This is a genomic window from Niastella vici (genome assembly GCF_002077945.1).
GTDB classification, from domain to species: Bacteria; Bacteroidota; Bacteroidia; order Chitinophagales; family Chitinophagaceae; genus Niastella; species Niastella vici.
In genome coordinates, this window is sequence record NZ_LVYD01000048.1 from 210,629 (window position 1) to 222,252 (window position 11,624).

Annotated in this window: 6 protein-coding genes; 1 reads left to right on the forward strand and 5 read right to left on the reverse strand. The window is 38.0% G+C overall.

Annotation, left to right across the window (positions count from 1 at the left end; translation table 11 throughout):
- Positions 1-19: 19 nt before the first annotated feature.
- Genes A3860_RS18720 through A3860_RS18735 form a run of 4 tightly spaced genes read right to left on the reverse strand, consistent with a single transcriptional unit; the run spans position 20 to position 9,320 of the window.
- Complete coding sequence (locus A3860_RS18720; RefSeq protein WP_081148351.1) at positions 20-5,179, reverse strand: DEAD/DEAH box helicase; 5,160 nt, start codon at positions 5,177-5,179, stop codon at positions 20-22.
- Positions 5,176-6,072 carry a hypothetical protein gene (locus tag A3860_RS18725; protein ID WP_081148353.1) on the reverse strand — a complete coding sequence of 299 codons (897 nt, stop codon included), beginning with the start codon at positions 6,070-6,072 and terminating at the stop codon, positions 5,176-5,178. Before A3860_RS18725 ends, A3860_RS18720 begins: the two co-directional genes overlap by 4 nt.
- Complete coding sequence (locus A3860_RS18730; protein ID WP_081148355.1) at positions 6,065-7,801, reverse strand: coiled-coil domain-containing protein; 1,737 nt, start codon at positions 7,799-7,801, stop codon at positions 6,065-6,067. The genes A3860_RS18725 and A3860_RS18730 overlap by 8 nt, the downstream gene beginning before the upstream one ends.
- Positions 7,761-9,320, reverse strand: coding sequence for a hypothetical protein (locus tag A3860_RS18735; RefSeq protein WP_081148357.1), 1,560 nt, complete (start codon positions 9,318-9,320; stop codon positions 7,761-7,763). The genes A3860_RS18730 and A3860_RS18735 overlap by 41 nt, the downstream gene beginning before the upstream one ends.
- A gap of 722 nt (positions 9,321-10,042) precedes the next feature.
- Here A3860_RS18735 and A3860_RS18740 point away from each other — a divergent pair.
- Entirely contained in the window at positions 10,043-10,510 is a 468-nt protein-coding gene (locus A3860_RS18740) for a hypothetical protein (protein ID WP_081148359.1), read from the forward strand.
- Between the two features lie 72 nt (positions 10,511-10,582).
- On the opposite strand, the gene A3860_RS18745 is transcribed toward A3860_RS18740, so the two are convergent.
- Positions 10,583-10,807 carry a hypothetical protein gene (locus A3860_RS18745; protein ID WP_143774173.1) on the reverse strand — a complete coding sequence of 75 codons (225 nt, stop codon included), beginning with the start codon at positions 10,805-10,807 and terminating at the stop codon, positions 10,583-10,585.
- Positions 10,808-11,624: the final 817 nt, after the last annotated feature.

Genomic DNA, 11,624 nt, shown 5'->3' on the forward strand with positions numbered 1-11,624 from the left:
CTCCCCTGTTAAATTTATTTTAATATCGTGTTTTCACAATTGCATCCATAATATTTAATTCCTTTAACGGATAATTAAATAATTTCCTGACACTATCCTTTTTATCGTTGCTCCAGAAAGGATGAGTCACTAAATAAACATCTTTACCAGCATTAATTAGATAGTTGCCATTCACCATATCCCGTGTACCATTTAATTTCTGCTCAAGAGTGGCAAGCAATACATTATTTATATACCCATGCCAATGCCGGGCTGAAAAATCCAATAGCACATCTTTACAGTCAGCCATTGCAGCAAGATCAAGTGCAATTCTCCAATTTAGTAAACTATGATACGGTTGATTATAATAATCCCTTAAACAATCATAACAAGAAGAAGTGCAATTTAGCTCATGCTCATTCAACATCAATATTTGTTCGTATACATTACCATTAGGAAGCAAAGAGCGGATAAACACTTCTTTGGATATTTCAAGATCAGTACTTCCATTCAAATAATTACAATATCCGGCACCATTATCAGCCTTTTCAACTATATATGCTTCAAGTTTTAAACTTTTTGGAGCAATACGGTATCCTACATCCAGTTCTTTTGTTTCGATATCCAATTTATCGCAAATAGCCTTTCTTACTAAAAAAGCCCAAGACAAAAAAGCTGCCTTGTGATAAGGATTTTTTGGTTCCAATTCACAAAACGAAGGAACAGTATCAATAGAAAGTGTAATAACTCCAGTGTGTCTTGAAGCCACAAGAACATAGTCATCCTCATGTAATAATCTTTGCGGCGGCAACTTTAAAAGGTTCTTCACTACCCATCTTTTTGTGCCAGGGATTTGTCCAAGCTTAAAAAGATTTCCATTATTGTCATTAATCTGATGCACTATTCCATCATCCGGCACTTTGTTGGAACGGATCCAAATATTTTGTATCGGGATTTCATGATTTAATTTCGAATTAGGGTCCAGAGAGACCTGTCCTGTACGTGAAGACCATTCAATTTTCCCATCAAAATCATCAGGTTTAACACCGTACTCCAGACAAAAACCTAAAGGAGAGCAAGCATTTATTCTTTCCAATTCCCCTCCACAAACTTTACACGGAATACCCTCCTCAATTTTTCCGTAAATTGTATTACAATCGGGATTAATGCATTTATGTAAACCATCAGGCAGGACTCCTCTCCCGTCGGCTTCATCCGGCCTTCTGCGACCGGATACCGGAACATAATGGACAAAGCCAACTGGCATCAGGATGCTTTTATCCTTTATAACCTCACTACCAGGAGCAAACTCTGCTATAGCAATTTCTAAATTTCGGTCAATAACATTCTCCGGTGGATAACTTCCAGGTTCATTTTGATAAAGTATCCTTGCTCTGGTTGGAAACCCAAACATTGGTAAATGACCTGCGTTTGCTAATCTTTCACTCAATGCAACCTGAGTATACTCTTTACTTGAAACAACTTCGCTAATCTTATTCACAAGTTCACCCTGCAGCCGACAATATAAAACTTCGTTATCATCATTAATATAGGTACCTTTTCTCAACTGGGATATCAATTGCAAAATAGTTGCCTTATGTTCATTTATCCAATGCTGAACTGTGTCTTTATGATAGAACCATGCCTCCGTCTTGCCTAACTCACCATGTACATTATCTGTAAGGTCATCCCCCTGCAGATCAATATTTCCAAAAGCACATCTCAAAACTTCTTTATTTAACATACGCAGAAATATCTCTGGCCGTTCCAGCTCTAAATATGGATCGGGAGGTATACTTGATACCATACGGTGTGACTGTATGTAATGAGTTTGGTCATGACTATTCCCCTTAGCTATGGTTAATGCCAGTGAAAGGGGCATGCCTCTTCTTCCAGCACGCCCAACCCTTTGCTGATAATTGAATCGCTGGGGAGGAACATTGCCCATCATAACAGCGGACAAAGAGCCAATATCAACGCCTGCCTCCATAGTGGTAGTCACGCTTAAAAGATCAATTTCCTCAACTTTCGCTTCCTCTCCATCCAATATCCTGCCCTGAAACAATCGCTGCCTTTTCCTAGCATGTTCTTTATCCGTTTGTCCTGACAATTCCTCACAGTGTAAACGAGAGAATCCATGCTCCCTTGATAGGGAAGAGATATAGATATAGTAATTGTTAAGATTTCTTATATTTTCCTCATTCAAGCTTACTGAGTCCGGAAGCCTTGCATTACAGTTAATGCAATAACCGGCACTTGAATGCAGATGCGTTGTACCACATGTTGCACATATCCATGCAGGATCCCCGGCATGGGCAGGTGTAAATACCAAGCCTTTACCTGTCAGTAACCTATTCGTTTTTGAATCAATGATATTGTTCTTACATAGGAATTCTATTATTGCTTCCGATTCCCTTTCAGGAAAATCCCATCTGCTAAAGTTGAAAACCTTCCTTGCATATTTCCATAACTTATTAGGAAACCCATCTGCGCTTTCCTTAAAAACCCCCTTTATTCTCCACGTTTCACCTAAAATCCGGATACAGGCATTAATAAACTCCTGTATCCTTTCATTTCCAAAATCAGCAGACGCCATGATTTTGCCTTGTACCAGAGACTCCAGGGATCTTTTATTATGCGAAAAAGCGTTGATAAGAATCTCGTTTTTAGCAGCTTTAATAATGCTATTATGCAAGGTCATTTCAATAGCTCCTTCATGTATAGGAGAGAATGTATTGCCTGAAAAATCATAATTTTTCACCCAATCCTGGTTTATCAATGGGGATGGGCCTCCGGGATTAATACCGGTTTGAAATAACTGATCAATAACAACATTTTCGATACTATTAAGTTTTACTGTATTTTTATTCTGAAAGAACTGCATGATTTCCTTTTTATCATGTTCGTCTTCCCACATCTCGTAATTAATTATTTTCCTGTATACATCGCTATAAATTCTATGATTGGGTATGACTTCCTTAAAAACCTGCGTTTCCTCAGGAGTTAATGATGCTTTAAAAGCATTCAACGACTCTTTATAAAAGTATTTCTTAAGAATATCCTTTTCGACAGAACCACTATCGAGACTATTGAGCAATACAGCCCTCATAATGTCCCGGTAATGATCCCACTCTATCCCTGCGGATAGTTTTGCGGCAGCAGATCTGCTATCTGAAAACAGTACAACCTTTGGACTAGGATGATCCGTAAAATATAGGCGGATCATCCGGATAAGAGAATCTGCCATAATTTGATTTATCTTTTGGACACCAGTGGAATGTCTGTATACAGGGGTAAGTCCCCCACTCTCTACATTCTTTTCTGTGTAATCACAATTGTAACAATGGTTTGGATATACGCTGGAATAACCTGATTTTGGCTTATACATTAAATTCTTACCCATCAGCGAGATAGAAAATGCTCCTGTTCTATGATCAAATGCACATTTTTTCCACTGATCATTTTTATCAGCTTCATACTCAAGATCATTGAACGGGTACAATGTATGAAAAGAGGGATTTTCCCTAAAGATATTTTTTTCTACCAGCAGAGACTTCCCTTTACTGTCCTCTGTATTCTCCCAGCCTCCCAGGTATAATTCACCACATTGACGGCATATCAGCACCTCCAGTACAACACTGCCACACTTACATAATACACGGGGGCGCCGATACAATTTGCCAATTGGCCTGCCTTCATATTTATATCCGTTATCCACCTCATGACACCCGGGATTAGTACAAGCCCAGAGTCCTTCAATGTTTCTGAAGAAATAGTGCGCTCTTATCGGCTGACGTGCATCTTTCTTTTCATTCTTTAGCCTGCTTAATCCGATAAGCAATCCCTCGAAAGCATCACCTGCTTCGTCACAGTTATCAAATAACCGGTTGGCGATTTCCCGACATTCCGTTGCTTTCCGAACTGTTTGCCGCAAACGTTGCAGAATCTGGTCGCGTGAAAACAATTCTTCAATTGTCTGATCAGTAACCGCAGGATCCTTTAACCCTATATATTCATCAAGATTTTTCAAATATGGATAGGTGCAGTTATCCTCCTGTTGCTTATCATTAATAAGGGCGAACTTCTCATAATCAGCTTCCTGCAATCCAAAAAATCCGGTTATAAACTTTTTGGTTCGCTCTGTTTTCTGCATGGATGCGCTAGAACAAAGAAACTGTACCTGCGAAGAATCAGGAGTAAGGCCTAACCGAACTAATAACAATTTGAGAAGATAGGCTACCTCTGTACCAGAAGTACCTCTGTAAGAATGGAGCTCATCTACCACTAAATGAAAAACATTTTTAGGATCAGATTGCAGCCACTCTCTAGTTTGATCAAATATATTATGCTCCTGCTTACGCATCAACATAATGTTGAGCATAGAATAGTTTGTGATCAGAATATCCGGTGGTGTATCCTGCATCGTCCACCTGTCCAGATATTCAGCGTGTACACCTTCATCCATATTTGGATGATCATAGAGATATTCATTATCATCTTTTTCGGCCGCAATCTTTTTTACATTTTTCCATTCCTCTTTTAGCTGAGCCAATGCTTTTTTTAATATTGCTTTGTTTCCATCATTTCTTCTCCCTGCAATTAAGGTGATGCCTGTATAACGACCAAAGGAAATACGTCTTCCTTCTAAATGTGTGTCCAGGTAGTTAACGCAGTCCCCGCCACTCAGCCCCTTTCTCAAACGGCGCATTTGATCCTCAGCCAGTGCGTTTAGAGGATATAATATCAACCCTCTCATCGCAGGATGGCATCCAGTTTTTCGGTGAAGTTTTTCATGAAAGATGTCATAAATCAACGGAAAAAGGAAGCATTCTGTTTTTCCGGATCCCGTACCTGTTGTAGCAATAATATGCTTTCGTTGCCCTATGGCCTGATCTAGTGCCTCATACTGATGCTCATAAATCTTGCTTTCTTCCCCATTTTTGTCTGTAAACAATCCCCTGCGTGCAAATGCGGCGAATCTGGTATCCAACCCTATCTTCCTGCAAGCCTCATCCAATGTACAAAGTTCTTTATAACGAGGCACCAGTTCAATGATGAGCTCCTTACAAATCGCATCCGGCTCACTAAGTAATTTTCTCCGCTCTTCTTCCAGCTTTTCATATCTTAAAGGGATACCGGTATCAAGATATTTAAGGTATATATCCCGCAGTTGCCTCCATATTTCGAAAGCATTATTCATAGCATGACAATTTTTTGATCCAATAAATTATTGAGAACTTCAACATCTTTCTGGTTTATGAAATATTTACCCAAATAACCATCTGCTCCAGAATGCCCCGAAAGCAAAGTATTAATAAATAATAATCGTTCTAGTGAAAGAGGGAAATATTGATTATTGACGGACAACACTTGTTCGGACGCAACATAGCTTAACCCTATATTATAGTTATTATAAATTTTTCCAAAAAGAACAGCCAGACTGAACGCATCAATATTATCCTTAGCCTCCGGAATTCTTTTCCATTGATGATTATTTATTCTTAATAATTTTTTATTGTAATTCTCATTGCCGTTTCTAAAAACCCCGCATTTAGGATAATCGTCTTTTTTAATCCAGATGTTTCCTTCTCCCCAATAACAAAGTTCTGCAATACCTATCGCCTCGATGTCATCGTCCTCCCATTCTTTTATAATTTGTTGTAGAGGTAAAATTTTTGATAGTATACTTCCCAGATTAAAATGGTTACAGGGAATTCCTTGATTCATAAAGCCTCTTAAGACGCGATCGCTATAAGCATATATTGCTATTCCAGAAAACGGCTCAGTAACAGAAGCAACACCAATTTTTTCCCGGATGCTTTCGGGGGCACAACAGGCAAGTAAAAAATGCTGATTAAACAATATTGAAGTAGGCGACAGCCTGAATTTGCCATCACCATAAAACTCTATTAATCCTATTTTGATCAAGGGATATAACAACTTATATACAACATTATTTAGGTAACCAGTTGTACTGTAACGCTGAGATATGCTCCGGCACAATTTATTAATAGAATAAAACGACTTCAATTCGGTTGGCGAATACCTAAACCAATTCAATAACCCTTCCTGTAAATGCTTTAAATTATTCATGATGGAAATAATCGTTCATTTGAATTGGTGCATCTATCCCATGATCGTATAGGACATTTAATGGCAGATAGCTCCCTGATACGTCCACTGTAGTGTTAATCTGATCAAAAGAAGGAATAGCCCCCCAGTATTTAAAAGAACTCCTTATTAAAGGAAGGCCGAAGTTTTCCTGTTTATCCAATTCCAGCGGGGCACCAAAAAGCCACACATTTGGGGGCCATGATTCATCCAGACCAGGCAGCTTTTGCCTGCGGTTAGCCAGAAGATCAAGAAATGGTCGTCCATAGCATTCAATACTGGATAAATTAATATCTTCCAGTAAGAAAAAATGAATGATCTCTGGGTTTTTAACCGCTGATTCCCAGCACTGCCTGAGCCCATTGCGGTATAAACATTCATACTTTAACCAGTCAGCTTCGACCTGTTGAATAAATAATTTACAGTTATTAGTGAGTCTGGCAAATTGTATTACCCAGTCTACTTGTTTACACAGAATAGCTTTATATTGCCTTAACTGGAAAAATGATAGCATGCCCTGCTTCCGGACATTCACATCTTCTCCAAACAATGCTTCACATTTCTTTGCAAAAGATTTCAAATCAGGGTAAACATCACCTGTCTTCTCAAATACCCTGACTTCAAAAGTCTGAAGTCTCTCGTCCTGTCGTAAATCGTATACGGAGGAAGTATTAGTTTTTTCCGCTACAGTCGTATGAATTTTGATATCATTTATCAGTCTATCTTTTTCCTCATTTATAAACTGATACTCCTCTGTTAATTTCTTTCTTTGTTTATTCAAAGTTTCACTTTCTTCCTGCAATGTCGCTATCCTTGTGTTAAGGGAGAGAATCTCTTTCTCCAGCACTTCCTTTTCCCTTAGAAGAGGTATTAGTTCTTCTTGTCTGATAAGTTCCCTTATATCATTTATGGATTGTTTATACATATTCTTCAATGTTGCAGAAGAATCGGCGAGTGTTTTGATTTCCTGGTGTGACAATCTTAACTCCTCCATAAAATTTCCGACCTGATTGAATCTGCCCAACCCTTCTCCATTGTCATTCCAGGTTCCCAATAAGTGTTCCCACTCATTCCAGTCAATTTTTAATCCAGAAGCTCTTACTTCACGCCTGAACCAGTCAGCTAATTGGGATCTCGTATAACATTCAATCTTTTCGATAATGTTATTCTCGGAGGGGAGCTCAAGCAAATACTGGCGACCGTTAATTTCATGGATTCTGGGGAGGCGTCCAAACAGGTTTACATGTCTTCCCAATTCGGGTACCACCTCTCCGCTAACTGTTTTAAATGGTCCGTATAGCGTTTCTTTCTGATGAATATAGAACTTACTTGTTACCTCATTAAAATAGCGGTTTAGTAATGGTTGATTGAATTGTTTGGCAGTTACCATTACATCTTCATAAATATCAAAAACTTGAAAATCCAGTTTTGTATAATCCCGGCTACTATCAAGAAACATAATATCGCCGCCAGCAATAATGTTATCTCCGGGAATAGCATAAAACTCCCAGATAGTATCTTCTGTGAATTTTGGATTATTAAATATTCCGGGTGCGAAAACAAATCCATTAGGAAGAAATTCTTTTTTTATTTCTTCCGGATCATAAACAAACTGGCCTTGCCGTTTGAACCCAAGCACCCTGAATCGCCCACTGTTTAAGCGTCTTTCTTCAAGTACACCCTTTGTTCTTATACTTTTGTATTCCGGCATTTTGTAAAATTCTTAAGAGTATATTAGATTGCTGATTCTTAATATTAAAGGATGATGAAGTCTGGATATTAATCCATTCACGAACAGGATGGATCTTGCCTGAAGGAAACGACTTTATTAAACAACCTTCCATTCCAGGTGCGTCGGATACTGAAAGATTAAAAAGATTCCAGCCCTTATTACTACTAGTAATGAAAATTTCCTTTGGTGAATCTTCAATGTAAAAAATTACATCCCTGTAATCGTTCGTTCTGACTATATATTTACCTGTCTCTGCAGTTTCCGGATTATAGATTACAGGATGGGAATTATATATTACACGAAAAAGTCTGTCATATTCAATTGATGGCCCAAACCCTTTTAGAAATGCATTAGTTCGGTTCAGCTTGATTCCGGAATGTAGCTGCGCTGGATTAATCAGATAAAAATACTTCCTCAGGCAATAAGGTATATGATCATCAACTTTGAAACGAAACAACCAGGCTCCAGACGGAAAATATGTCTTAGATAAACAGCAGCACTCCAGATACGAAAATAAGTTCTGATCATAACTACGGCTTATAAGTATGTAATATTCACAATCTGATTTTATCAGCAAACGGCTATCCTCAAAATCATCATCATAGTCTGGTATTGGATTGAATAACAATACCCCTTTGTGAAAATAAAAATAGTTCTTAAGTTGTAATACTTGGTGTGGATCAATGCTTTCGTTATCGAATATAAATTCGGGATGTCCGTCAAAAACGCTCAGCAATATTCTCCCCTTTGAGTCAGCATGCTTCACAGTAATATTTTGAGCATTCTTGTTGGGGTCGTCCTTCTTATAAATATTACCATCCCAACGCTGATAGTAATTAAATACCTGTTCCAAACATTTCTCTCTTTTATCCTCGTCAGAAAGTACACGCACACACCTCGCAGTCACTCTCCCAGGTATCCATCTTAATAGCATTTCCCTGAAAAGTTGATATGGAATATTTTCATCGGCAATTAGATGCTCTGCAAAAAAAACAGTAAACTGTTTCAGGTCCTCAGTATTCAGTAATATCTGAGATATTGGAAATTGTACATATCGCCTACTAAAAACTCTGGGTTCAGGAATTTTCAGCCGTAATCCATGAATCTTTAACAAATATTCCCTGGCCGCACACCATATCAGTTCTTGAGCGGGATTATCAGAATTACCATCTTTATAAAGTGACTGAACATCTATTCCCTCCAGCTGAAGTACCTGTAATAATCTCGCGTTATATACACGTTCCGAAATAACCTCATCATCCTCCATACGTGTTCCAGCATAACATTGTAAGGCAATCAGTCCAAAGTATTGCGGAATCCCTTCATCCTCCTTTAACAATAGAGTCCAGTTTGACTCCAAACGCCTAAAAAGCGGAATTCGATCATTTGTAAGAATGAACATAAGTTCGGAATGATCAATGGAAAAAGTAAAAAATGCAGAATTGGCGCGAGAGAGATAGAAATTTAGCGCCTTTTTATTAAAATCCTTGTAGGTCATGACTTTCCTTAAGGAATTAAGAACACATAAATGAAAGGCCGCTAATAGGAAGCTGAAATTTGATGACTATGATCTATAAGTGTTGAAAAACGAAAGCCTAATCCAATATCCTCTTGGATTAAAGAAATAGAAATCATACAGTGTAGATTAAAAGGGGTTAAAGGTATCAGTTACGTTAGATCAATGTACTCATTTTTTTATAAAATCACTAATAATTTAATTTAATTTCCATCAAAATGTGCCTCAAACGCAAATTAATTGATTACAATCAAGAACGATTAAGCACAATCAACTGGAATAGCCCCGGTATCAGCGCATAAAGATTTTTGTAACGCTAAACGATACAGTATAAAATTCTAGATAGACGAACTCATCATAAAGGGCTGGACGAAACCATCCATAAGATTTATTAATCGGCCCCTTACTTTACAGCCACACTTGAACAGCTCTCTAAAAAACTTTATTGGAGACCCTATTAGCGGTCTTCAAGCTTTCGTCCCCACGGCTGCGAAAAAAGATGCGCTCATTCGCACATGACCTATCGCAAATCGCCGAAGAGGGGAACACCTTTCTCCGTTCCATTTGCCAGGAATACATCTATACGATATGATCAGGACTGGCGCAAGGTTTTCTATTTTAGTTATCAACACTTAGTGAATTACTATTCAATCACTCAAAAATTTGGGACTTAATAAGTCTAAATTTCTTAGTATTTTTATAGTATGAGCGAGTCCCAAAAATCTATCGAAGAAAAAGAGTCTGAAATAGAATTTGACCCTGCAGCCGTAGCTAGAATTCTTGCCTATAGAGATGAATTAAATATTGTCTTTCACAAAAATCAAGAATCTTTCGAAAAGCAGCTAACTTTTATCGCTGCTGGTGCATTGACCTTATCTATCGCCTTCATAAAAGATATTGTTAAGACTTTCGATCACTCCAGTTATAAAGGGTTACTCGGTTGGGGTTGGGGGGCGTTAGTTGTTACCTTATTAGCGAACTTGATTTCTCATTTAGTTGCGTCGAATAATGCGAACAAGGCAATAAAGGAAATAAATGAGAACGACTATGAGCCTCAAAGAATTGAATGTAGAAACAGAACAATTGTCAAATTGAATTGGACTTCAGTATTTATCATGATTATTGGTATAGCATTAATTGTTTCATTCATTATAATAAATACATTACTATGAGCAACGATAAACTTGGTCCAAAAGAGGACAAAATAATCATTCATCCTTTCGAACCAGATATTACAAAAGGGTTTACAAGTTCTGCACCTCCGCCCAAACCACAAGCCCCACCACCTCCACCACCGCCAAAAGAAAAGAAATGAGTAAGAAAGTACCTATAAAAGCAACAGCAAAGGGCATAAAGGACAAGTTCGGAATAGCTTCCTCCTCCCCTCCTCCTAAACCGCAGGTGGTGAAGACTCCAATTTCTAAAGGAAAAAAATAAACATAAGTTTGTAACGAAAAAGCCATCAACAAATACCGGACAGATTATAACTGTTGAAATTCCATCTGTCAGGAACCAAAGATCCGAAGAAGTAAAAAAATCGAATGGCAAAGCTGGTACAGGGTCTAAAATAGTAATTCGTAACCAAAATCGTTTTCTAAGGATAGGTGTCGCCGATCATAATAAAATATCTCGAAGTATCCATAAATTCACCAGGATTTTGATATGCAAACCCAAAGACGTCATGATAAATCTTCGTAATATTCTTTCGAAAATATATGCAAACCGTACAGCGGAAGAACTTTATAGCTGGCTGGATAATCAGGGTCTCCAGGTAACATTTAAAAGGGTAGTAAGCCAATTAAATTCTTTGCTGAAAGATGAAGAGTTGCTGATAAAAAAATTGCAAAAGCCTTCCAATTGGTCACATTGCTACTAATTTATTATGTGCTGTAAATAAACAAATCGCGTCGGAGGGTAACCCTGAAAGGGCAAAGGAAATGGAAAACATACTTGGTGACATTTGTCTTCAGGTACTATTAACTTTTTTGGAATCCCTAAAAACAGATAAGGTAGCCGCGTGGACACAGATCAACTATGCCCTAAAAGATACATGTGAATTCCACAACTATGATTACATTCAATTAATTCAGTTCCTAAAGATCGATGCGGCTGTTTCTTACATTCAAAGTCAGCGATCGGCTGATTATATAGTAACTGTGGCGGCAACTCCATCACTTTGCTGGAAAGGAAACCCAGTTCACCAATCCGATTTCTTAGATATATTCACCAATTGTAGATTCCTGCGCATGTTGACCCCCCATTCTTGTTTATGTTGACCCACTATTC

Coding starts and splice junctions, on each gene's coding strand:
- A3860_RS18720 (WP_081148351.1), bottom strand. CDS start 5,179: ATGAATAATGCTTTCGAAATATGGAGGCAACTGCGGGATATATACCTT.
- A3860_RS18725 (WP_081148353.1), bottom strand. CDS start 6,072: ATGAATAATTTAAAGCATTTACAGGAAGGGTTATTGAATTGGTTTAGG.
- A3860_RS18730 (WP_081148355.1), bottom strand. CDS start 7,801: ATGCCGGAATACAAAAGTATAAGAACAAAGGGTGTACTTGAAGAAAGA.
- A3860_RS18735 (WP_081148357.1), bottom strand. CDS start 9,320: ATGACCTACAAGGATTTTAATAAAAAGGCGCTAAATTTCTATCTCTCT.
- A3860_RS18740 (WP_081148359.1), top strand. CDS start 10,043: ATGAGCGAGTCCCAAAAATCTATCGAAGAAAAAGAGTCTGAAATAGAA.